20 protein-coding genes are annotated in these 22,915 nt (G+C 64.6%); 5 read left to right on the top strand and 15 right to left on the bottom strand.

The genetic code is table 11. The features are described from left to right. Nucleotides 1–7: 7 nt before the first annotated feature. Nucleotides 8–619, bottom strand: coding sequence for a YigZ family protein (locus HU144_RS18570; protein WP_235352550.1), 612 nt, complete (start codon nucleotides 617–619; stop codon nucleotides 8–10). 121 nt (nucleotides 620–740) lie between these two features. Here HU144_RS18570 and HU144_RS18565 point away from each other — a divergent pair, with 121 nt between their 5' ends. Continuing rightward, a complete protein-coding gene (locus HU144_RS18565) occupies nucleotides 741–2,102 on the top strand; it encodes an aspartate aminotransferase family protein (RefSeq protein ID WP_235352549.1) in 1,362 nt (453 codons plus the stop codon). A 60-nt stretch (nucleotides 2,103–2,162) separates the two neighbouring features. Here the strand turns inward: HU144_RS18565 and HU144_RS18560 are convergent, their stop codons facing one another. Together HU144_RS18560 and HU144_RS18555 are read right to left on the bottom strand one after the other, a co-directional pair. After that, on the bottom strand, nucleotides 2,163–3,794 hold the full coding sequence (locus HU144_RS18560; RefSeq protein WP_235352548.1) for an amidohydrolase: 1,632 nt from the start codon (nucleotides 3,792–3,794) through the stop codon (nucleotides 2,163–2,165). A gap of 230 nt (nucleotides 3,795–4,024) precedes the next feature. Further along, entirely contained in the window at nucleotides 4,025–5,752 is a 1,728-nt protein-coding gene (locus tag HU144_RS18555; protein WP_235352547.1) for a thiamine pyrophosphate-dependent enzyme, read from the bottom strand. 140 nt (nucleotides 5,753–5,892) lie between these two features. On the opposite strand from HU144_RS18555, the gene HU144_RS18550 reads away from it, so the two are divergent. Then, entirely contained in the window at nucleotides 5,893–8,763 is a 2,871-nt protein-coding gene (locus tag HU144_RS18550) for an aminotransferase class I/II-fold pyridoxal phosphate-dependent enzyme (RefSeq protein ID WP_235352546.1), read from the top strand. 6 nt (nucleotides 8,764–8,769) lie between these two features. Beyond that, nucleotides 8,770–9,786: a proline racemase family protein gene (locus HU144_RS18545; protein WP_235352545.1), complete on the top strand. Its 1,017-nt coding sequence runs from the start codon at nucleotides 8,770–8,772 to the stop codon at nucleotides 9,784–9,786. Between the two features lie 148 nt (nucleotides 9,787–9,934). Here HU144_RS18545 and HU144_RS18540 read toward each other — a convergent pair whose 3' ends face one another. Genes HU144_RS18540 through HU144_RS18520 form a run of 5 tightly spaced genes read right to left on the bottom strand, consistent with a single transcriptional unit; the run spans nucleotide 9,935 to nucleotide 15,756 of the window. Continuing rightward, nucleotides 9,935–11,161, bottom strand: coding sequence for an acetyl-CoA C-acetyltransferase (locus tag HU144_RS18540; protein WP_235352544.1), 1,227 nt, complete (start codon nucleotides 11,159–11,161; stop codon nucleotides 9,935–9,937). Between the two features lie 49 nt (nucleotides 11,162–11,210). Continuing rightward, entirely contained in the window at nucleotides 11,211–12,389 is a 1,179-nt protein-coding gene (locus tag HU144_RS18535; protein WP_235352543.1) for an acyl-CoA dehydrogenase family protein, read from the bottom strand. Nucleotides 12,390–12,411: 22 nt separating this feature from the next. Then, on the bottom strand, nucleotides 12,412–14,079 hold the full coding sequence (locus tag HU144_RS18530) for an AMP-binding protein (RefSeq protein ID WP_235352542.1): 1,668 nt from the start codon (nucleotides 14,077–14,079) through the stop codon (nucleotides 12,412–12,414). Further along, complete coding sequence (locus HU144_RS18525; protein ID WP_235352541.1) at nucleotides 14,076–14,969, bottom strand: alpha/beta fold hydrolase; 894 nt, start codon at nucleotides 14,967–14,969, stop codon at nucleotides 14,076–14,078. Before HU144_RS18525 ends, HU144_RS18530 begins: the two co-directional genes overlap by 4 nt. 1 nt (nucleotide 14,970) lies before the next feature. After that, nucleotides 14,971–15,756 carry a hypothetical protein gene (locus HU144_RS18520; RefSeq protein WP_235352540.1) on the bottom strand — a complete coding sequence of 262 codons (786 nt, stop codon included), beginning with the start codon at nucleotides 15,754–15,756 and terminating at the stop codon, nucleotides 14,971–14,973. 41 nt (nucleotides 15,757–15,797) lie between these two features. Here HU144_RS18520 and HU144_RS18515 point away from each other — a divergent pair, with 41 nt between their 5' ends. Then, the gene (locus HU144_RS18515) at nucleotides 15,798–16,439 is read left to right on the top strand and encodes a TetR/AcrR family transcriptional regulator (RefSeq protein ID WP_235352539.1); all 642 of its coding nucleotides are present in this window, start codon (nucleotides 15,798–15,800) and stop codon (nucleotides 16,437–16,439) included. 13 nt (nucleotides 16,440–16,452) lie between these two features. Here the strand turns inward: HU144_RS18515 and HU144_RS18510 are convergent, their stop codons facing one another. Together HU144_RS18510 and HU144_RS18505 are read right to left on the bottom strand one after the other, a co-directional pair. Further along, the gene (locus HU144_RS18510) at nucleotides 16,453–16,983 is read right to left on the bottom strand and encodes a nuclear transport factor 2 family protein (RefSeq protein ID WP_235352538.1); all 531 of its coding nucleotides are present in this window, start codon (nucleotides 16,981–16,983) and stop codon (nucleotides 16,453–16,455) included. Next, entirely contained in the window at nucleotides 16,976–18,391 is a 1,416-nt protein-coding gene (locus HU144_RS18505; RefSeq protein WP_235352537.1) for an MFS transporter, read from the bottom strand. Before HU144_RS18505 ends, HU144_RS18510 begins: the two co-directional genes overlap by 8 nt. Before the next feature lie 125 nt (nucleotides 18,392–18,516). On the opposite strand from HU144_RS18505, the gene HU144_RS18500 reads away from it, so the two are divergent. Further along, entirely contained in the window at nucleotides 18,517–19,035 is a 519-nt protein-coding gene (locus tag HU144_RS18500; protein WP_235352536.1) for a MaoC/PaaZ C-terminal domain-containing protein, read from the top strand. 21 nt (nucleotides 19,036–19,056) lie between these two features. Here the strand turns inward: HU144_RS18500 and HU144_RS18495 are convergent, their stop codons facing one another. From HU144_RS18495 to HU144_RS18475, 5 genes are all read right to left on the bottom strand, one after another. Continuing rightward, nucleotides 19,057–19,512, bottom strand: a complete 456-nt coding sequence (locus HU144_RS18495; RefSeq protein ID WP_235352535.1) for a protein-tyrosine phosphatase family protein — start codon at nucleotides 19,510–19,512, stop codon at nucleotides 19,057–19,059. A 133-nt stretch (nucleotides 19,513–19,645) separates the two neighbouring features. Continuing rightward, the gene (locus tag HU144_RS18490) at nucleotides 19,646–20,428 is read right to left on the bottom strand and encodes an amino acid ABC transporter ATP-binding protein (protein WP_268825983.1); all 783 of its coding nucleotides are present in this window, start codon (nucleotides 20,426–20,428) and stop codon (nucleotides 19,646–19,648) included. Next, nucleotides 20,428–21,222: an amino acid ABC transporter permease gene (locus tag HU144_RS18485; protein ID WP_235352737.1), complete on the bottom strand. Its 795-nt coding sequence runs from the start codon at nucleotides 21,220–21,222 to the stop codon at nucleotides 20,428–20,430. The genes HU144_RS18490 and HU144_RS18485 overlap by 1 nt, the downstream gene beginning before the upstream one ends. Nucleotides 21,223–21,408: 186 nt before the next feature. Further along, nucleotides 21,409–22,206: a transporter substrate-binding domain-containing protein gene (locus HU144_RS18480; RefSeq protein WP_235352534.1), complete on the bottom strand. Its 798-nt coding sequence runs from the start codon at nucleotides 22,204–22,206 to the stop codon at nucleotides 21,409–21,411. A 193-nt stretch (nucleotides 22,207–22,399) separates the two neighbouring features. Next, nucleotides 22,400–22,870: an FABP family protein gene (locus tag HU144_RS18475; protein ID WP_235352533.1), complete on the bottom strand. Its 471-nt coding sequence runs from the start codon at nucleotides 22,868–22,870 to the stop codon at nucleotides 22,400–22,402. Between the last annotated feature and the right edge of the window lie 45 nt (nucleotides 22,871–22,915).

The following is a 22,915-nucleotide window of genomic DNA, read 5'->3' as shown; positions in this document are numbered from 1 at the left end:
GCACTGATCACGCCCATTCGACGTCACCGACGGCGGGCTCTGCCTGCCCGGCGGTGAGGTCTGCGTATATTGCCAAGGCCGCGTCCACCTCGGCGACGGGGACCATCATGTCGATGACCACCGTGGCTCCGTAGTGCGACCGCGTCGCCCATCCTCTGTTCCCGGCCGCCCGATCCAGGGCGTTGGCCTGGGCGTAGTCGACTTCGGCGCGCACAGGCACCAGCTCATGCTTCGTCACCACGCGTGCCGTCTCCAATGCCGCCGAGGTGGCCTGGCCGTAGGCGCGGACGAGTCCTCCCGCACCCAGCAGAGTTCCCCCGAAGTACCTGGTCACGACCGCGACGACGAACGTCAGCTGGTGACCGGAGACGACGTCGAGGATCGGTGCCCCGGCCGTGCCTGCCGGCTCACCATCATCGCTGAAGCGCTGTGTGCGCGAATCCGGATCGAGGACGAACGCGGTGCAATGATGGCGCGCCTTCGGATGGGCGCTGCGGCGCTCGGCGATGACCTCCCTGGCCTCTGCCTCATCGGCGACCGGTGCGAGGAATCCGATGAAGCGTGACTTCTTGATCTCGATCTCGGCTTCGGACACGGCGGCGAGCGTGCGGTAAGGCATGCGAATCACTCTACCGAAGACCACCGACGCGGACCCCGCCGCCACGGACGCGGACCGTTTCAGCGGAATCTGATCTACGATGAGCGGACGAACCTGAACGATGGTGAAAGGGTGATGCGTTGTGCAGCAGCTCAGCGAGGCAGACATCTCTGAGATCAAGGACGAATCCGCCAGGGCCTACGAGCTCGATCGGGCACATGTCTTCCACTCCTGGTCGGCGCAGGAGCTGCTTGACCCGATGACCGTCTCCCGTGCGCAGGGATCGACCATCATCGACGGCCAGGGGCAGTCGTTCCTCGACTTCTCCTCCCAGCTGGTCAACACCAACATCGGGCACCAGCATCCGAAGGTCGTCCAGGCCATCAAGGATCAGGCGGACCTGCTGTGCACGATCAGTCCCGCCCACGTCAACGCCGCTCGTTCGGAGGCCGCCCGCCTCATCACCGACCGCACCCCTGCCGGTCTCGACCATGTGTTCTTCACCAACGGCGGTGCGGACGCGAACGAGCACGCGATCCGCATGGCCCGGCTGCACACGGGCAAGCATAAGGTCCTCTCCCGCTATCGCTCGTATCACGGCGGCACCGAGACCGCCGTCAACGTCACCGGCGACCCGCGTCGCTGGTCGAATGATCGCGGTGACTCCGGTGTCGTCCACTTCTTCGGGCCCTTCCTCTACCGGTCCGAGTTCTCTGCGACCACAGAGGCGGAGGAGACCGAGCGGGCGCTGCGCCACCTCGAGCGCACCATCGAACTCGAGGGTCCGTCGACGATCGCCGCAATCATCCTCGAGACCATTCCGGGCACCGCCGGCATCATGCTCCCGGGCAGCGACTACATGCAGGGGGCGCGTGCGCTGTGCGACAAGCACGACATCATCTACATCGCCGACGAGGTGATGGCCGGGTTCGGCCGCACCGGCAGATGGTTCGCCTTCGAGCACTTCGACGTGGTGCCCGACATCATCACCTTCGCCAAGGGCGTGAACTCCGGCTACGTGCCTCTGGGCGGGGTGATCATGGATGATGCGATCTACGGTTCGTTCGCACAGAAGGCCTACCCCGGCGGGCTCACCTACTCCGGTCACCCGCTGGCCTGCGCGGCGGCAGTGGCCACGATGCAGGCGATGGATGACGAGGGCATGATCGAGCACGCCGAACGCATCGGTGAGGAGATCATCGGGCCCCGGCTGCGTCAGATAGCGGAGAACTCGAAGCACGTCGGCGAAGTCCGCGGAGTCGGCGCCTTCTGGGCGATCGAACTCGTCTGGGACAAGGAGTCCCGTGAGCCGCTGGCACCCTACGGCGGAGACTCACCCGAGGTCGCCTCGGTGGTTGCTGCACTCAAGGAACACGGCGTGGTCCCCTTCAACAACTATCACCGTCTCCACGTCGTCCCGCCGATCAACATCAGCGAAGAGGACCTCGAAACGGGCCTGGGCGTCTTCGAGAAGGTCCTCACCGACCTCGACCTCTCCCGCTGATCCTCCCCGACGTCACTAAACACCCCCGGCGCCGGGCGCTATTAGTGACGTCGGGGAGGTTTAGCGGGCGTCGTGGGTGAAATCGCCGCCGAGGACCGTGGCGCGGACCGTGATCTGCGAGATCTGCTCGGGTTCCACCTCGGCGGGGTGGGCATCGAGGGCTACGAAGTCCGCGAGCTTCCCGCGTGACAGGGTTCCCTTGTCTGCACCATGCCCGGAGGCCTCGGCCGCGACCGAGGTGTAGGCGGCGATCGCCTCATCGGCGCTCAGGCATTCCACGGCCGAGCCCATGATGTCGCCGTCGCGGGTCTTCCTGGTCACAAAGGCTTCGATTCCGCGCAGCGCATTGCCGTCGGCGCAGGGGCGATCCGAGCTGCCGGCCAGCAGCACACCGGCGTTGAGGAAGGACTTCGCGCGGTAGATCAGTGAGCGGCGTGCGGGGCCCAGTGAGGCGTTCATTCCGTCGCCGATTCCTTCGGCGAACGCGGACTGCGGGGTCACGACGATGCCGTTGTCGGCCAGAGTGGGCAGGTGCTCATCATGGACGAGGCCAGCGTGCTCGATCCGGTTGGGGACCGCTCGGCGACCATACTTGGCCTGGGCGTCGACGATGTTGGCTACCGCAGCATCCACGGCCGCATCGCCGATCGCATGGACTGCGACGGACCATCCTGAGGCGTAGGTGTCCAGGATCTGCTTGCGCAGCACCTCGGCGTCGTCCTGCAGATAGCCGGGATGATCCTTGCCCTCGTAGTTCTCCCGCAGAGCCGCGGTCTCCCCGCTCAGCGCCCCGTCCATGAAGAACTTGACGGGCCCCAGCGAGACCAGGTCATCGCCGAGGCCGGTGCGCACTCCCGCGTCGAGGCCGATTCCGAAGCCGTCTGCGGAGTTCGCTGCGATCTCGTGGAGACCATCGGCCTGCGGCAACAGCTGGGCCCGGGCGCGCAGCTTGCCCTCTTCCCGGGCACGCAAATAGGCAGAGACCTCGATGGGGGAGTGGCCGATCCACCCGTAGGCGACGCCGCAGTCACCGAAGGAGGTGATGCCCTCCTTTGCATAGTACGCAGTCGCAAGGTCGATGGCGTCGACGATCGTGTCGAGTGAGTAGGGGCGGATGAGGTCCTGGACAAGTCCCTGCGCGGTCTCTTCGACCAGACCTGTGGGGTGGCCCGCCGCATCGGTGACGACCCTGCCGCCGACGGGATCGCTGAAACCGGGGTCGAGGATCCCTGCTCGCTTCATCGCCTCGGTGTTGACGATCGCGGCATGCCCCGAGGTCTGGCGCATGAACAGAGGCCGGTCGCCGGTGATCTCGTCGAGGCGGGAGAGCTCCGGGTACTGCCCGTCGTAGTCGCGGTGGGCGTAGCCGGTGGCGTTGATCCACTCGCCGGCCGGTGTCGTCGCTGCCGCTTTCTCGAGCGCAGCGTAGACATCGGGCAGACCGCCGGGCAGCGCTGTGACGTCGATGGATGCCAAGGTGAGTCCGAACCAAGCTGTGTGGCAGTGGACGTCGTTGAAGCCCGGAAGCACGGTGGCCCCGCCCAGCGATTCGACCCGATCTGCGGTGACGCCGTCGAGTTCCTCGTCGAAGCCGATGATGCGTCCGGCGAAGACGCCGATCTTCGTCGCCCGCGGACGTGCCGGGTCGAGCGTGTGGGCATCAAGATCGGTGAAGATCGCGTCGATGTTCATAGTGTCACCTTTGCAGCGTCAGAATCAGTTACAGCGTAGGAATCAGTTACAGCGAGAGAGCGCGGATTGCGCGGCGACCGAGGCCGCCGCGGCGTCGGAGAGCACGGAACGCGGTCCCAGCGCCCAACAGTTGGTAACTCCTGGTCGATCCGAAGCGAATTTTCGACCAGAAGTCACCAACCGTTGGGTCCGTGGCTGTGCAGCCGGTAGGAGGGAGCGCATCGGCCCAATCACACCCGGGCACCGCGGATCGTGGGATCCGTGAGGCAGCGGACGAGGGACGGACCCTCATTGGCGAGTGCCTTCTCGAAGGCGTCCCGGAAGTCCGCGGTGTGTTCGACTGTGAGACCCAGACCGCCGAAGGCCGTGGCCAGGGCTGCGAAGTCGGGGCTTCGCAAAGCAGTTCCCGTTGCCCGGCCCGGATATTCGCGGTCCTGGTGGCCGCGGATCGTGCCGTAGACGGAGTTGTCGTTGACGACGACGGTGAGGTTCACCCCGTACTGTGCGGCGGTGGCGAGCTCCTGGCCGTTCATGAGGAAGTCCCCGTCTCCGGCGATGCAGAACACGGGTCGCTCGGGGTGGACCAGGCCGGCGGCAACCGCGGCAGGGAGGCCGAAGCCCATCGACCCGTTGCGCGGGCCCAGCGCCGAGGGGAACCCATGCGTGGGCAGGAACCTGGTGGCCCAGCCCGAGAAGTTCCCGGCCCCGTAGGTGATGATCGCGTTGTCCGGCAGCAGCTCCTTGACATGGGCGAAGGCCTCATCCATGTCGACGAAGCCGTCACCGGCATCAGCAGAGCCAGAGCTCGCCGAGGTGGTGACCGGCATCCGCCATTCCTCGAGTTCTGCGCGGGCCTCGCGGATCCAGTCCGGCAGCGGCACCGGCTCATCGTTGCCGCTCAGGTGCTCATCGCCGACGGCGGGTTCATCGATGGACCCGTCCGAGGAGACCGAATAGGCGCGCGAACCGTCCTCGGTGAACAGGGCCTGGGCGAAGCGGTTGACCGAGGTGACGATGTGCTGGTCGAGGCTGCCGAAGTGTCCATGGGCGTCAGGGTCGGGGCCGATGACGACGGTCTTGGCCTCGGTGCCGATCGTGAAGGAATCGGTGGCCACATCGGTGCGGACACAGCCGAGGAAGATGTGCAGGTCAGCCTCGGCGAAGGTTCTCTTGGCCACCGCGGAGGCGCCGAAGCCGAGCATGCCGAGGAAGTTGGGGCAGTCATGGTCGATGCCGTCATAGGCACGGAAGGTGCCGATCACGCCGAGGCCGCGATCGCGTGACCATTGGGCGATCCTGCGCGAGGTGGCCGGGGACCAGTCCTCGCCGCCGATGATGAGTACGGGAGAATCGGCCTGGAGGATGCGGGCCCGCAGCTCTGTGACATCGCCGGCATACGGTGCGGCGGAGCCGTGTGTGCGCGGTGCCAGAACTCGACCGCCGCTGGCCTGGGCGAGCACCTCCTCGGGCAGGCCGACGACGACGGGACCGGGCCGGCCGGTCACGGCGGTGTGCATGGCATCGGCGACCACCTCGGCGGCCTTGTCCGGGTCATCGAGGGTCAGGACCTTCTTGGTCGTCGTCGAGAACCAGCCGTCCAGATCGAATTCCTGGAAGGATTCGCGACCTCGCTGGGCGGTGGGGATGAGGCCGACGAAGACGACGAGCGGCGTCGCGTCCTGGTGGGCGGTGTGCACGGAGACCATGACATTCGAGGCTCCGGGACCGCGGGTGACCATGGCGATTCCGGGGATGCCGGTCATGCGTCCCTCGGCTACGGCCATGTAGCCGGCTCCGCCCTCTTGGCGGCAGACGATGGGGGTGATGGTCGAATCGTGGAGGCCATCGAGCACGTCGAGATAGGACTCACCGGGGACCAGGTAGGCACGCTGGACGCCGTGGGCTTCGAGCTCGTTGACGAGGAGATGGCCGGCGGAAAGTGGCGCGGAGTTGTCCATGGCTTCATGCTTATCATTCTTTTGTCTCATGTGGGTGGGCTGTTGAACATTCGGTCGTGCAACGCCGTATGATCTTGGCACAACGGATTCCGCAGGGGATCGCTCGACATCGCTATACTTCATCGCCAGGAGGCTCAAGTATGACCGGCATCGACTCCGACGACCATTCGGCACAGGCATCTTTCATGCCTGGACCGGCAGCGGCCGGAGGGACGCCCCGGAAGCGGCTGGACTCTGACTCGGCCGGCGGTTCCTCGGAGACGGGATTTCGGTCTCGGCCGAAGAAGTCGAAGCTCGAACGCGATCCGGGAATGCCTGCGAGCACCTGGCGTCTGCGCTCGGATGCCTGGGAGTACCTGAAGTTCGCGATCAAGCGTCTGGCCATCAGCGGCGGGGACTTCTCGATGATCGCCGCCGACGGTGAGGTCTGGCGTTCGCTGCGCTCGCTGAAGACGATCGAACTGTACTGGGGCGGCTTCGGGCAGCGCTACGTCGAGGACATCGCCGAGCTGCTCTCCAACGGTGAGTTCGACAAGGCCCACGACATGATCACGCGTGCCGTCAACCGCCTGCGCGGAACCACAGTCCCCGACGTCGCCGAGGATGACCTCACCGAGGATGAGCGCGCCGAGCACAAGGACCGTCAGGATTCGCGCCCCCGCTTCGAAGTGCTCATCGTCGATGAGACTACGGAGGGCGGCCGTGATGAGCTGCACACCGACCTGCTCAAGCTGCGCAACGCCTCCGACCAGTTCATCTACGACTACGTCATCGTTCCCACCGCCGACGATGCGGTCGCGGCGGCGCTGACGAATCCGAACCTGCTCGCCTGCGTCATCCGCCCCGGCTTCACCGACCGGACCCGGCAGGTGCTCAGCCGCGATCTGCGCAGTGCCATCGAACTTGCCCACCAGGGCACGACCGACTCGCCGACGATGCCGATGAGTCCGCTCAATTCGGTCCGTCGAGTGCTGCGTCTGGCAGACACTCTGGCCGGTCTGCGCCCGGAGCTCGACCTCTACCTCATGGCCGGTGCCCACATCGAGAGCCTGGCCGGAGCCCTGACCCATCGGTTCCGTCGTGTCTTCCGCCGTGAGGACCAGTTCGAGCTCCACCTGTCTCTCCTGCGCCGCGTCCAGCACCTCTATGACACCCCGTTCTTCACTGCTATCCGGGAGCACGCGCGCCGCCCGGCCGGTGTCTTCCACGCTCTGCCGGTCTCCCGTGGCGGCTCGGTCGTGGGATCGAAGTGGATCAGTGACTTCGTCGACTTCTACGGTCTCAATCTGCTGCTGGCAGAGACCAGTGCCACCTCGGGTGAGCTGGACTCCCTGCTGGCGCCGGTCGGCACGATCAAGAAGGCGCAGTCACTGGCGGCCAGGGCCTTCGGCGCGAAGCGGACCTACTTCGTGACGAACGGGACCTCGACGGCGAACAAGATCGTCCACCAGGCCGTCGTCTCACCCGACGAGGTCGTCATGGTCGACCGCAACTGCCACAAGTCGCACCACCATGCGCTCATGCTCACGGGTGCCAGGACCGCCTACCTCGAGGCGTACCCGCTCAACGACGTCGCCTTCTACGGCGCGGTGCCGCTGAACCGGATCAAGCAGCTCCTGCTCGACTACCGGGCCGCCGGCCGCCTCGACGAGGTCCGGATGATCACCTTGACCAACTGCACCTTCGACGGGATCGTCTACGACCCGGAGAAGGTCATGGCCGAATGCCTGGCGATCAAGCCCGACCTCGTCTTTCTCTGGGATGAGGCGTGGTTCGCCTTCGCCCGGTTCCACCCTGTCACCCGCAAGCGCACTGCAATGGTCGCGGCCGAGCGGCTCGAAGCGATCCTCGACACCGACGCCCATGCCAGGGCGTACCGCGAGCAGCGTGAGCGTCTCTTCGATGCCCAGACCGGTGAGCCTGCCCCCGACGAGGTGTGGCTGAACGAGTCGCTGCTGCCGCCGCCGGATGCGGTTCTGCGCGTATACGCGACCCAGTCGACGCACAAGACGCTGACCTCGCTGCGGCAGGGCTCGATGATCCATGTCTACGACCAGGAGTTCTCTCACGGAGCGGAGGAATCGTTCCACGAGGCGTACATGACGCACACCTCGACCTCGCCGAACTACCAGATCCTCGCGTCCTTGGACTTGGGTCGCCGGCAGGTCGAGATGGAGGGCTTCGCCCTCGTGCAGAAGCAGCTGGATTTGGCGATGAGCCTGGCCTCCGCCGTCTCGCGTCATCCGCTGCTGAAGAAGACCTTCCGTGTGCTCACTGCGGCCGACCTCATCCCCGAGGAGTACCGGCAGACCGAGCGCACGATGCCTCTGCGCGATGGGCTGGCGACGTTCTGGCATGCGTGGACGACCGACGAGTTCGTCGTCGATCCCAGCCGTATCACCATCGAGATCAGCGGCACCGGAGTCGACGGGGACACCTTCAAACACGACTTCCTCATGGACCGCTACGGAATCCAGGTCAATAAGACGAGCCGCAACACGGTGCTGTTCATGACGAACATCGGCACGTCACGGTCAGCCGTGGCCTACCTCATCGAGGTCCTCGTCAAGATGGCCGAGAAGTTCAACGACCCGCACGAACTCCAGGCCGAGTACTCCCTTGACGAGCCGGCCGAGATCATGCCGCCGCTTCCGGACTTCAGCGCCTTCGCGCCGGAATACGCCGCCGAGGTGCCGGCTGAGGATCCGTCGAAGCAGCTGCCCGACGGTGATCTGCGCACCGCCTACTACGCCGGGCTGCGCCGGTGGAACATCGAACACGTCCTCCCGGAGGAGTTGGGCCGTCGGGTCGAGTCCGGGGATCAGCCGGTCTCTGCCGGGTTCGTCACGCCCTACCCGCCGGGATTCCCCGTGCTCGTGCCCGGTCAGATCATCACCGCCGAGGTGCTCGACTTCATGTCCGCCCTCGACACCAGAGAGATCCACGGCTACGACGCCCGGCTGGGTTACCGTGTCATCCTTCCGAAGGATCAGCTCGAGTCGAAGAAGTAGGCGAACATGCGCACGAATCGACTCATCCAGACTGTTGAGGCCCACACCGAGGGCCTGCCCGTGCGGGTCGTCACCGGGGGAGTCGGGGCCTTTCCCGGCGCCACGATGGCCGAGCGCCGGGACCGATTCATCGCTGATTCCGATGACCTGCGCACCTTTCTCATGTGCGAACCCCGCGGCAACGGCTGGCTCTCCGGGGCGATCCTGCAGCCGCCGACACGTTCCGATGCCGATTGGGGCGTGCTGTTCATCGAGGTCACAGGTGTGCTCCCGATGTGCGGTGCCGGCACCATCGCCGTGGCCACCGTCCTCGTGGAGACCGGAATGGTGACCGTGGAGGAACCGGTGACGCGTATCCGTTTGGACACGCCCATCGGGCTCATCATCGCCGAGGTGGCCGTCCGTGATGGTCGAGCCGAATCGGTGACCATCGTCAACGTCCCTTCCTACGCCCATGCCTTGGACCAGAGCGTCGATGTCGGCGGATACGGCTCGATCAACTGCGACATCGCCTTCGGCGGGAACTACTATGCGTTCGTTGAGGCAACGGGGGAGTGGGGCTCGGGCGGGGTCGGCATCCCCTTCGAACGCGACCGCGCCGAGGAATTCACCGCGGCCGGCCGAGCGATCATGGCCGCGGTCAATGAGCAGATCGAACCGGTGCACCCGGTCTCAGGGTTCCGGGGCTGCGAGCACGTTGTGTTCCTGGCCCCGGGGTCGACCGCCTCGCACACCCGCCACATCCTCATCAATCATCCCGGGTGGGTGGATCGCTCGCCTGGCGGTACCGGGACGAGCGCACTCATGGCCGTCCATCATGCCCGCGGTGAGTTGGGGCTGAATGAGGATTTCGTCAACGAGTCCTTCATCGGCACCTCGTTCACCGGCCGCCTCGTCGAGGAGACGAGCGTGGACGAACACATGGCCGTGGTCCCCACCATCACGGGCCGCTCCTGGCTGACTGGGACCGCCCACTACACACTCGACCCCACCGACCCGTTCCCCGCAGGGTTCACCATCTGAAGCGAGCTTCACGCTCTGAAGCGTCCTCGCGGGGACGCGTGAGCGGTTGTCCCCGAGAGCATTGCTGAGCGCCGAGAGCCGACTTCACGAAGTCGACTTTCGGCGCTCAGGTCGGCTCTCGACGAGATCGGCCTCCGCGGTCCGACTCTCAGCTCGCGAGGTTCTCGAAGACTGCTGCCATGCCCTGGCCGCCGCCGATGCACATGGTCTCGATTCCGTAGCGCGAGTCACGGCGTTTCATTTCGTGGAGCATGGTGGCCAGTATGCGGCCTCCGGTTGCTCCCACGGGGTGTCCGAGGGAGATCCCCGAACCGTTGACGTTGAGGCGTTCGGCGAAGTCGGACTCACCCAGCTTCCATTCGCGGGTGCAGGCAAGTGCCTGGGCTGCGAAGGCCTCATTGAGTTCGATGAGGTCCATGTCGGCCAGCGTCAGCTCGGCGCGTTCGAGTGCCTTGGCCACGGCCGGCACAGGACCGATTCCCATCGTCTTGGGCGCAACGCCTGCAACGGCCCAGCCGACCATCCGGGCGAAGATGCGCAGTCCGAGTTCACGCGCCTTCTCCTCGGTGGCGATGATGCACAGTGCGGCTCCGTCGTTCTGTCCGGAGGCGTTGCCGGCCGTCACGGTCGCCTCGGCGTCGGAGGACCCGAGGATCGGGCGCAGCTTGCCCAGCGATTCGACGTTCGCGTTCGGGCGGATGTGCTCGTCGGTCGTGATGACCTGCTCCGGGGTCTTCCGGGTCGCCGGAATCGTGATCGCTGCGATCTCGTCGTCGAAGGCGCCGGTGTCTCTGGCCGTGGCCGCCTTCTGGTGCGAGGCAACGGCGAATTCGTCCTGCTCCTGGCGACTGATGCTGTATTCGGCGCGCAGGTTCTCTGCGGTCTCGATCATCCCGCCGGGGACCGGGTAGTTCGTGCCACCAGCTGTGACTCGGCCACGTGCCAGGCTGTCCTTGAGGTCGATGCCGGAGCCCTTGACTCCCCAGCGGATCTCCTCGTTGAAGACGGCGCCGCGGCTCATGGTCTCGACGCCGCCGGCGATGACGACATCGGCGAAACCGGCGTTGATCATCGCTTGCCCGTCGGCGATGGCCTGGAGGCCGGAGCCGCAGCGACGGTCGATCTGGCGGCCAGGTGTGGTGATCGGCAGTCCGGCGTTGAGGGCGACCACGCGGCCGATGGCAGGGGCCTCCATCGTGGGGTAGCAGTTGCCGAGGATGACATCGTCGACGACGTCGACGTTCAGCCCGGATCTCGTGATGAGAGCTTCGAGGACCTGACGGCCGAGCTCTTCTGGTGGCAGGTTCTTGAACTGGCCGCCGAATCCGCCGACGGCAGTTCTCACGGGTTCACAGATGACAATGTTCTTCGCCATTCTTCCTCCTCGGAAGTGTTGGTGGGCCTCAGTGTCCCAAAGCGGTGGCTCAGCGTCCGAGCAGTTCATCGGAGATGATGCGCATCTGGATCTCAGACGAGCCCTCAAAGATCTTCGTCAAGCGGGCATCACGCCAGTGGCGTTCGACCGCGAAGTCCTTCGTATATCCGGCCCCGCCATGGATCTGCACGGCCTCCGAGGTGACCTTCTCCGCCATCTCGGCTGCGAGGTATTTGACCATCGCGGCTTCCTTGTCACAGCGAGCACCCGAGTCGATCTGCGTGCACACGTGATACATCAGGGCCCGGCTCGCCTCGATCTGAGCGGCCATGTCAGCGACCTTGAACCGCAGGTGCTGGAAATCAGCCAAGGGGTGGCCGAACTGGACCCGCTGCTTCAAATAGGCAATCGAATCTTCCAATGCGGCCTGGGCCAAGCCGATCGACCGGGCCGCGGTATGTGCACGCCCCACTTCAAGACCCGACACCGCTTGGTAGAAGCCACGATCTTCCTCTCCCAGCAGTGCGTCGGCTGGGAGGTGGAAGTCGTCGAAGTTCAGGTCCCAGGTCTTCCATCCGAAGTACCCGATCTTCTTCACAGCGGTCCCGCTCATCCCTTCGGGGAAGGTACCGCGTTCCTTCTCCACGAGGAATGCCGAGATCCCGCGATGCCGCTTGGCCTCATCGGTGGAGGTACGGGCGAAGAGGATGATGTAATCGGCCTGGTCGGCGAACGTGCACCACATCTTCGTGCCATTGATGACCCAGCCACCATCGTCAGCGCGTGTGGCCTTGCACCGTATGTTGGCGACATCCGATCCGGCCTCAGCCTCGGACAGGGCGAAGGCGCCGAGGTATTCGCCGGTGGCGACCTTCGGCAGCATTCGGGCTTCCTGTTCAGGAGAGAAGTTGCCGCCCATCCCGTTGCCTCGAGCCAAGAGTCCGCCGACGCTCATCCAGGCTCTGGAGAGTTCCTCGGCGACGAGGCAGTACTCGAAGACGCCGAGTCCCAGGCCCCCGTATTCTTCGGGGATGAGGATGCCGAAGAAGCCCATGTCGGCCATCTGAGACACGAACCAATCCGGGAACTGCCCCTCGACAGGGTCAAGCTCATTGGCCAGCGGCAGGACGACGTCGCGGGCGAACTCGCGAGCAAGCGCTTGGATCTCCAGCCGCTCCTCGGTCATGAAGTGCGGGGTGTCCGGGCGTGGCCTGGGCTTATGCGTCATGGTGTATCTCCTAGCTTTGAAGTCACTTCTGCGTCTCGAGCGGTTTGGCCGCCCATTCGCGCAGGACGGCTGCTTTGATCTTCGACCCGTTGGTACCGGCGGTCACGGGCATGGTTTCGACGAGGCGGACCTCGGTGGGAATCTTGAAGCTGGCCAAGCGCTCCTTGCAGTACGCCCTGATCTCCACCGGATCCGGATTCGTGCCCGGTACGGGTTGGACGAAGGCGACCACCTCAGGGGCTCCCGCTTCACTGTTGCGGCCGACGACCTTGACGATTTCGACCTCGGGATGGGTGATGAGGTGGAGTTCGATCTCGGCCGGGTCGACGAGGAATCCGCGCAGACGGATGACGTCGCCCATGCGGCACACGTATTCGAAGGAGTCGGGTCCCTGCGCGCGGCCGAGGTCGCCGGTGGCGAACCAGTCGTCGGGTGTGAAGTTCTTGGCGCCTTCGCCCTTATCACCGAGGTATCTGTCGACGATGTTCGCTCCGCGCAGCTGCACTTCTCCCTCTGACCCTTCGGGGACGTCGAGGTTCGAGAGCGGATCGACGATGCGGTACTCGTATGCGGGATCGGTCAGTCGTCCACCACCGGAGTAGCGAAGCTCCTCGGCGGTGTCGACGGGCCAAAAGGAGGTGAGGGCGAAGACTTCTGAGGAGCCGTAGACACCGACGGTCCGGGTTCCGAATTCTTCGGCGGCCCACTTCGCGATGTCTGCGGACATCCCCTGGAAGTCGGCCACGCCGGCCCAGTTCCACGAGCCGATCGTCGTGCCGGTCTCTTCGCATACACGGCGTACCCGCGAGAGCATGTCATCGGCGCCGACGAAGTGCGAGCCGTTGAAGTGGTCCCAGGCCGACACGAGTTCCAGCTCGTCGAAGACGGGGTGGAGGAGGACCGCGGCACCGCCGAAGAGCGCACCCATGCCCGCCGAGTATCCGAAGACACCGGAGTAGGGCAGCGGCTCGACGAGGACGTCGCCGGGCTCGAATCCCACGCGCGAGGCCACGTGCTGCGAATGGGAGACGACAGCGGTCTCTTTGTGAGCGGCCAGCTTCGGCATGCCCGTCGATCCCGAGGTCGTGAACGCGACCGACAGCCGGTCCGCGCTGGGTTCGACAGCCGACAGCTCCGGCGCCGAGGTGGTGGCACCGACCGCAGGAACGACCACTGCCCCTGAACCGAGGTCATAGTCGGCGGCAACAGGTTCCTCCGATGCCCCCGGCACGGCCCAGACGGCAACCGTGGGTGCCTCGTCCTGCGATTCGGCGACGGCCTTCCTCGCAGTGGCGAGGAAGTCGATGCCGCGGAATCCGTGAGCCATCACGAGGAGTTTGGGCTGTGCCTTCGTCAGTACATGGCCGACCTCGGCGACGTTGTAGCGGGTATTGACGCCGATGACATGGGCTCCGCGGGCCGAGGCCGCGAACTGCCAGGCGTAGGTGTCTGCCCAACTGGGCAGCCACACGGCCACGCAGTCGCCTTCGCCGACTTCATGCTCGGTGAGGAGGGTGGCGAACTGGTTCGCGCGAGCCAGCAGATCGGCGACGCTGACACGGATGTGTCCGTGGTCGAGGTCGCTGGTCTGAGCGCTGACAGGTACGGGGTCGATGAGGGCCAGTCGCTGTGGGTCGGCCTCGACCCACGATTTCAGGTGGCCGTAGAGAGTGCTGGGCTGTGCGGTCATGATCGGGTGGTCTCCGTTCCTTCGTCACTGGCTTCCAGGGTGCGCACCCAAGCGTCGACCTGGCTGGCGAAATCAGTCATCTCCTCCATCGGATAATGCCCGATCCCGGGGAGGAACGTGAACGATCCTCGAGGGATGGACGCGGCATCACGACGGACCGCCTCGGCGTCGATCCAGAGATCATCCTCACCGGCGACGAGGATCGTGGGGCATGCGATGTCGGGCAATCCTGCGCTGACATCGTGCTTGCCCCAGCCGATGAGATCCGAGTTCGAGATGATTGGATCCTCGCGGCAGTGCATGCGGGCGATGAGCGAACGGCGTTCTTCACTGACTGCGGAGCCGACGACGGCGCGTGTGCCCCAGTAGGTGCGGTCGCTGCGCGAGGGCGTCGAGATGTCGTTGAGTTCGCGGGTCAGTCCCCGGATGGAGACGTGGCCACCGCTGGCCCCGGCGGCCATCGCGACCGCGGCCCGGATGCGAGATCCTGCCCGCACAGCGAGGTCGATCGTGATCTTCCCACCGATCGAACAGCCGACGGCGACGAAGCGGTCGATGCCCAGCCGATCGAGGACGGTGAGTGCGAATCGGGCATATTCGCCGAGGTCGGTCACCGGCCCGTGTGCAGCGGGCTCGCTGCGTCCGTGGCCGGGGAAGTCGGGGACGATGACGCGGTAGCCCAGTGCCGCGAGCTCGGCGGCGACGTGGGCGTACTGGACGCCGCTCTGACCGGCGGTATGCAGAGCCAGCAGCGGGGTCGCGTCGGCCTCGCCCCAGTCTTCGACGAAGGCGAGGCGGCCGTCGATGACGAGCTGGTGCGCACGCAGCGTGGTCACTGCTGCGGTAGTGTTCGCACCGGTTGTCTCAGTGGTTTCGCTCAGTGTCGTCATATCAGGCCACCTGCTGGGTCTCGATGGAAGTCGTGTGTGCGCCGATGTATCCGGCGGTGCCGGCGAGGGCGCGGGCGTTGTCGATGATGCGGATGAGTGCGCTTGTCATGCGCAGGTATTCGTAGCCGGATCCTGCCGATCGCATCTTCCCCAGCATCGCGGTCTCCATGAAGCTGTTGTCGTCGGAGTTCATGAGATCGATGAAGACCTCGCCGGGGATGTCGAGGACGAAGTCGGCACCCTTGATCGCGCGGGCCACGACCTCGAGGACCTGGCCGCGGTAGCAGCGGATGTGCACGGGACGGCCGCCGATCGAGATCCCTATTGTTCCGTCGTAGGTCTCGATGAGGCGGGCGAACGACTCGTCCTCGCTCAGCCGACGGTGGAGCTCGGCGTTCCACTCCCTGCTGCCGGGGCACAGCAGGCCGGAGAAGGAATCGGAACGGTCGAGGGCCCAGGCGTCGGGCATCGTTCCGGTGAATGCCAACCGCAGGACGGCAACGGCCCTGGTGTCATCGTTGAGGAAGGCAGTCACCTCGGTGCGCACACTTGCGTCCCGATCGGGCAGGATCGCTGTGACGACCGCAGTCGGATTCAGCGGCTCGGCGACCTGCCTCTTCAGCTCGAGGTTGGCGGACACCAAGTCCGCTGAGACCAGGTCGGAGGAGTCGATGATCTCGGTGCGAAGCGCAGTCGCCACAGCGTCAGCCAAGGCCAATGTCGAACCCGGTGCGAGGGTGGGGGCGGCAGCGAGCAGTCGCTGTCCGGGGGCGAGTTGCGGTGTCATGGAGATTCCTTCCGAGGGGGCTTATGAGAAGATTGGTGGCAATGGACGAGTATGTGGACAAGTCAGGCAGGCGGCGGGCTGCGCCACGTTTCATCGACCGCGAAACGGTCGTCGATGCGGCGCTCGAAGTGCTCGCAGCGAAGGGTTTCCACGGGGCGTCGACGCGTGAGATTGCGAAGGCAGCCGGGACCTCGCTGTCGAACCTCTACAACTACTTCGGTTCGAAGAGCGAGATCCTCGAGGTCGTCCTCGAGGACACTGCGCGCACGCTCGCCGACTCTCTCGAGGCGGCAGTGACTGCGGCCGGTGAAGCGCCGTTGGCCAGGCTTGATGCGGCGGTGCGGGCCTATGTCGATTTCATCGTGGAGAAGCCGCGCGCCTCGGTGGTGGGCATCACCGAGTTCCGTTACCTCGAAGGCGAGAACCGCGCCGAGGTGGTTACTCAGCGTGATCGGACGGAGGAGGTCTTCCGTACCGCCATCGCCGACGGCCTCGATGCCGGGGCCTGCGATGTGGCCAACATCGGCTCGGCCACGCGTGGTGTGGTGACTCTGTGCAACTCGATGTCCACGTGGTACCGGCCAGACGGCGGACTTTCGCCCGTCGAACTCGCCGATCTCCAGGTCGACCTGGTGTTCGGCCTTGTGCGTGCCGCTCACCGGCCCGGCAGCACCGGTCGGTAGTCCGTAGCAGACCTCAGACTGACTGGCCACGATCGACTCGTTCCATGGTGCGCACATCGGCGGCCCCGCTGGCGGGCGGGAATGAGAACCGCGCTGCGTCCCATCCGGCTTCGAGCGAGGACCAGAAGAAGAACGAAACCTTGCGTTCGGCGAAGCGCCACCCCTCTGCGGTGCGGACCATCGTGTCGTCGTAGCGACCTGCAGCCAGCTGCGATTCGCCCTCGACGACGCAGGGCTGGAGCAGCCAGGTCGTGCCGGTGGCCGAGTCGCCGTCGAGGTCGAGGTCGACGGTTTCGTTTGAGCTGAAGTGCCACCACGAGGTCACGGTCGTCGAATTGAGCTTCGGGAAGAACTCGAGCATCTCCTCACGACCGCGGGCCGTCGAGAGTCCGACGAAGGCGCCATCGGCGGTGAATGTGTCGGCCAGAGCATTCCAGTGACCGTCATCGAGAGCCTGGCAGTAGCGGGCGCGAAGCTGTCCGATCGCCTGGATGTCCTCGAGGCGGGCGATGCGCTCCTCGAGTGACGCATTGTGCTCAGACATGTTCGACACCTGCTGCTTCCGAAGCTTCGCGCTCCTCGATGTCACGAGTGGTCTCGTGCAGGTTGGCCTGGAAGCGCTCCTTGATCGTGTAGACGGCGATGAAGGTGATGACTGCCATGACGATGATGTAGGCCGATACGCTCGCCGAGGTGCCTGTGAACTCGATGAGGGAGACCATGATCATCGGGGCCAGGCCACCGGCGAAGACACTGGCGAGCTGGAATCCGAGAGAGGCTCCGAAGTAGCGAACGTCGGCGGGGAACATCTCCGCGAACAGTGCCGCCTGCGGGCCGAACATCATTGCATGCAGTGTGAGACCGACGATGAGAGACAGAGCGACGAGGACGGGATTGCCGGTGTCGACGAGCCAGAAGAACGGGAATGCCCAGACTGCCATGAGCACTGTGCCCACGAGGAAGATCTTGCGGCGGCCGTGGCGGTCCGACCAGGCACCGAAGTAGGGGATCGTGAAGATCTGAGTGGCAACGGCGAGGCAGACGGTTATGATCATCGTCGTCTGTGAAAGACCGACGTTGGCTGTTCCGTAGGAGAGCATGCCGGAGATCATGACGTAGAAGGTGCCGTTGACGACGAAGAATGCTCCGGCTGCCTGGAGGATCTGACGCCAGTACCTGCGCACGGCGCCCAGCAGAGACACCTTGGGCATCTCCTTGCCTGCGGTCTCGGCTTGGGCCTTGGCCTGCATCGATTTGAAGACCGGGGTCTCTTCGATCTTCATCTGGACGAAGATGCCGACCGCGACGAGGATGAGTCCGGAGAGGAACGGCACACGCCAGCCCCATGCGATGAAGGCGTCTTCATCGACGAAGAGCAGGATGCAGAGGAAGAAGGCGTTGCCGATGATGATGCCTGCGACGGTGCCGAGCTGAACGAGGGAGCCGTAGAAGCCGCGACGTTTGATGGGGGAGTGCTCGGTCAGAAGCAGTGTCGCGCCGCCCCACTGGGCGCCGACTCCAAGTCCCTGGATCAGGCGTGCGGTGATGAGCAGGATGGGTGCCCAGATGCCGATTGTCTCGTACCCGGGCAGCAGGCCGATGGAAGCCGTCGCGAGGCCCATGATGACCATGGAAGCGACAAGGGGGCCCTTGCGTCCGAAGCGATCGCCGAGTGCGCCGGCGATGATGCCGCCGACTGGTCGTGCGATGAAGCCCACGGCGAGGGTGCCGAATGAGGCGATGGTGCCCAGTGCGCCGTCGAGGGAGGGGAAGAAGATGTGCCCGAACACCAGCGCCGAGGCGGTGGAGTAGATGAGGAAGTCGAACCATTCGAGGGCTGTGGCGAGGACCGAGGCACTCGCCAGCTTCGTCATCTTGCTCTCCTCGGGGAGGTCAAGATCGACGGCGTCAGGCCCGGATCGGTCGACGGGTGGTTCGATTGTTGAGGCCATAGCACTCTCCTTTGAGCAGGGAAGAACGTTCGTTCTTGTATAGTGAGTATGGCAGATCATATGAGGGCTGGCAATAGGGGGTCCGCAAAGGACCGTTCCGGCCCAGAAGAACGAAGGAGTCGGCAATGACGCAAGATCCCGCGCAGTCCGGACCGCCCCTAGGCAGGTCCATCTCCACCGATCACAGCCTCTACTTTGAGGACATGGACGTCGGCCAGATCTATCGGTCCTCCTCACGCACGCTTTCGGAGGCCGACCTCACACTGTTCTCCATGGTCTCCGGCGACTGGAACCAGGTGCACTCCGACGCCGAGTACATGGAGGCAGGCGGTGGTCGGCTCCTCCACGGAGTACTGGGGATCGCGGTGATCACCGGGCTGATGGACCGGGCCGGCTGGTTCACCAGTTCCGCGATCGCGATGACCGGCATCGACGACTGGAAGTTCAAGTGCCCGCTCCACATCGGAGACACGGTGACCATGGAGATGGAGATCCTCGGCAAGCGGCTGGTCTCGGCCGAGGACAAGGGATTCCTCGACCGGCAGTTCACCCTGTACAACCAGCACGGCGAGATCTCCCAGCAGGGACGATGCGGCTTCCTGATCAAACTGGCTGACAAGAGCCCGATGGCTCCACAATCGTGAGGTCTCGGGCCAGACGTGGGCTCACCGACCGGTGAATTCTTCGACGAATCGATTCTGCCAAGGGGTCTCTACCGCTCGAGCGTCGTAGCCTCGCCGGACAAGACTCACTGCTTCGTGTGGCGCGACGCCGTCGATGATTGCGATGCAGGCCATTGCCGTGCCGATCCGCCCCCGACCACCGCTGCAGGCGACGCCGACACGCAGTGACTCGGCGTGCTTCCACAGCTCGTGCATAGCTTCGGCAGCATCACGTGGGTCGGAAGGCAGCCAGAAGTCGGGCCACTTCACCCATCGTGATTCGTCTGCAGCAGACGGCGCCGCTATCTGTGACTCGAACTCGTGACGTTTCCCAAGCAGAATCAGCTCGAACCCTGGCGCTGTCTCCTCGCTGGCTGAGGCGGCGTGCAGTGAACGTCCTCGAACCAGCCGGCCAGAGGGCAGCTCGAGGACGTTCGGATCCGTTCTCTCCCACGCCATCACTCTGTCAGGATAGCCATCTGAAACACTGATCGGACCGTTTTCCAGCGATCGGCCCTCTTATCACTGACGGTCTAGGTTCTGCCATAGCCGCTCAACGCTAAGGTGCCCGCTCGGCGAAGCTGAGCTGCCCCTACCCCAGCTGCCCGGGATTGAGGACGCGGGCGAGGAAGTCCTTCGTCCGCTGCTCCTGCGGGTTGCCGATGACCTCCTTGGCGGGCCCGGCCTCGACGACGTATCCGCCGTCCATGAAGAGCACGCGGTCGGCGACCTGCCGGGCGAACTCCATCTCGTGCGTGACCACGACCATGGTCATCCCCGCCTCGGCGAGGTTGCGCATGACCTGGAGGACATCGCCGACGGTCTCGGGATCGAGTGCCGAGGTGGGCTCGTCGAAGAGCATGACGTCTGGGTCCATGCTCAGGGCTCTGGCAATTGCGACCCGTTGCTGCTGGCCCCCGGACAGGGACGAGGGCTTGGCCTCGATCTTCTCAGACAGTCCCACCTTCGCCAGGTTCGCCTCGGCGACGGTGTTCGCCTCCGCCTTCGAGCGCCCCAGGACCTTGGTCTGGGCGATGGTGAGGTTCTCGCGCACGGTGAGGTGGCCGAAGAGGTTGAAGGATTGGAACACCATGCCGATGCGGGTGCGCGCGGCATCGATGTCGAGATCGAGGTCCATCATGTCCATGCCGTCGACGACGATCGAGCCGCCAGTCGGGGTCTCGAGCGTGTTGATGCAGCGCAGCATCGTCGACTTGCCGGATCCCGAGGGGCCGATGACGCAGACGACTTCGCCCTTGTCGACGTCGAGGTTGATGTCCGTGAGGACCTGATTGGACCCGAAGCTCTTCTTGAGGTTCCGAATCGCGATGATCGGGGTCGCGGTCTCCCGCGCCGTGGTGGTTGTTGGGGACATCATTTCGCTCCTGGCTCGGCGGAACCGTATTTGCGTTCGAGGACGCGTGAGAGATAGGACAGCGGGATCGTGATGATGAGATAGCAGACCGCGATGACGATGAACGGGGTGAGGTTGGCTGTGTTGACGATCTCGGCTCGACCGAGTGCTGCGAGTTCGCGCCCGTCGACCGAGGACCCGAGGATGTAGGCCAGTGAGGAGTCCTTCGTCAGCAGGATGAGTTCATTGGTCAGCGGAGGGAGGATGATGCGCATTGCCTGGGGCAGCACGATCGTGATCATTGCCCGCGAGGACGACATGCCCAGTGAACGTGCCGCCTCGACCTGTCCCTTGGGCACAGCTTGGATGCCGGCGCGGATGGTCTCCGCCATGTACGCCGAGGACACGAGGCCGAGGGCGATCATGATGATGACCAGCTGGGGGAGTAGGAAACCGGGGAACGCGACGGGGAGCCCGAATCCCATGACGAGGAAGACAACGAGAGCCGGCAGTCCCCGGAAGAATTCGATGTAGATCGTCGCGAGCCAGCGATAGACACCGACCGAGGACAGTCGCATGAGGGCGACGACGAGAGCGATGGCCAGCCCGAGGACGAAGCCGAGGGCCGTGAAGATGACGGTGTTCTTCAGCGCACCGGTGATGACCCCAGGAAACATGCCGATTGCGATGTCGACCCGGCCGAAGGAATCGATGAGCGTCGGCCAGTCGGCGACGAACGCGATGACGACGGCAATGAGGATGAGGATCGCGTACTGGATGCCGCGGGAGAGCTTGGCCTTCTGGCGTTTGCTCATCTTGGCCTTGGGGGTGGCAGTGGCGAGAGGGACTGCGGGGCCGGTCTGACCGCCGCGTCCGGTCTCGGGTGTTGGTGACATGGGTGAGTCCTTCAACGATGGTGGCGTGGTGTGCCGAGTCTGCTCAGGTCAACGGGCGGCCGGCCCAGACGTGAAAGTCGAGGCCGACCGCCCGATCAGCGATCTCTATTTGGGAGCTTCGCCGAACCACTTCTTGTAGATCTTGTCGTACTCGCCGTTGTCCTTGATCTCCTTGAGGGTGTCGTCGACAGCCTTCTTCATCTGGGTGTTGCCCTTTTTCATGCTGATGCCGTAGTGCTCATCGGTCTTGATATCGAAGCCGATCGCGAAGCCCTTGTTCTCGGTGTTGTAGTTGTAGAGCACGCCGTTGTCGTTGATGACGGCATCGACCTGACCGGTCTTGAGCGCCTCGAGCGAGAGCGGGAGATCTTCGTAGGTGATGACCTCGGAGTCCTTGAAGTGCTCGGTCGCATAGTCGAGGCCAGTGGTTCCGGCCTGGGCGCCGATCTTGAATCCCTTGAGCGCTTTCTCGTCCTTGGCTGTCTTGTCGCCCTTGGTCAGAATGGCCTGATTGGCGGCGAAATACCCCTCGGAGAAGTCCGTGGCCTCTTGGCGCTCAGGCGTGATCGTCGTCGCCGCTGCCGCGACATCGCACTTCTGCTGGTTGAATTCCGCGCCCGAGGTGATCGTTTCGAACGAGGTGTTGATGATCTCCTGTTCGACGCCGAGCTTCTTCGCCACGGCATCGACGATGTCGACGTCGAATCCGACCACCTCGCCGTCCTTCTCGAACTGGAAAGGCTGGTAGGACAGGTGGGTGCAGGTCGTCAGCTTGCCCTCTTTGACCAGAGGGACTCCACCTTCGCCGGTCGCTGCCGGTTCCGATTCGCCTCCGCCGCCGCACGCGGACAGAGCGAGCATGGCGCCGACGGCCACTGTGGCCAGAGTCAAGCGTCGTTTCATAGTTCCTCCAGGAGAGTCAGTGACATCGATGTCATAGAAAGGTGTCGCTCGCGCGGGAAAAGTCTGAGCAACGTCTGAAAGGAATCGTACCGTGTCCTGGATCACATGAATGACGAACGGAGCCTCGCCGAGGCGGTCGTTGCCAAATCGTAGTGTTGAAGTTCCGTATCAGCCTGGGGCAGTCGTGACCCGGTCAGTCCTCGGCTCTGACCAGGTCCGAATGGAGATGGTGAGTCATGGCCGCACCAACGGCGGCCATGGAGAAGTCGACCGACAGCTGATTCTTCACCAGACGGTAGGTCCGAGCGGTTGCTTCGACGGGCTTCGCCGATGCGGCCACGAGGATCTGCGGTGACTGCAGGTCGAGAATGAGCCCGTGCTCAGCCGCAATCAGGGTGCCTTCGGCCAGTTCGGCGTGTCCGGTCGGTTGGGCCAGCACGAATTCGACGGTGGAGGGAGTGGGGCTGCGCAGGAACCCCGTTTCCATGTGCATGGGCTGCCCGTCGGGTGACCAGGTGCGCTGCTGGTAGACCAGGAAGGGTTTGCCGACGTCGCGGAAGGTCAGTTCTTCGCTGTAGCTGAAGGGGTCGATCGTGGGGTAATGGCCCGATCCGGTGCCCTGCCAGGTGCCGACCAAGGGTTGCAGCTGCGGTGAAAGTGCCATGGTCGTCCTCCCCGGATGCGGTTTGTCCTCGTCTCGATCCTAGGG

This window comes from Brevibacterium sp. UCMA 11752, assembly GCF_021532235.1.
Classification (GTDB): domain Bacteria; phylum Actinomycetota; class Actinomycetes; order Actinomycetales; family Brevibacteriaceae; genus Brevibacterium; species Brevibacterium antiquum.
This window is presented reverse-complemented; position numbering and strand designations above follow the sequence as displayed.